This window comes from Amycolatopsis sp. SID8362 (assembly GCF_010550475.1).
GTDB classification, from domain to species: Bacteria; Actinomycetota; Actinomycetes; order Mycobacteriales; family Pseudonocardiaceae; genus Amycolatopsis; species Amycolatopsis eburnea.
Map to the genome: position 1 here is coordinate 1 of NZ_JAAGNB010000818.1, position 233 is coordinate 233.

The window sequence follows — 233 nt, forward strand, 5'->3', positions numbered from 1 at the left end:
GGCGGTCCTCGGCGCCGCCGGCCTCGCGGTGCAGGGCACGGAGCTGGCCCGCGACCTCGAGGAGTGCCGCTTCGAGCCGGCACGCACCACACTGTCCGAATTGGACCCGCGGGTGGCCGACGGCCTGGGCGCGATCGCGTTGTCCCGCGCCTCGGTGGAGACGCTGGCCGAGAACACCTCCGACGCCGTGGTCGCCCCGCTGGTGTGGGGCGCGCTGGCGGGCGTCCCCGGCC

1 protein-coding gene is annotated in these 233 nt (G+C 77.3%); it reads left to right on the forward strand.

The genetic code is table 11. The features are described from left to right. Positions 1 to 233, forward strand: a 233-nt coding sequence (locus G3I65_RS25010) for a cobalamin biosynthesis protein (RefSeq protein WP_160698261.1), incomplete at both ends; no start/stop codon positions are given.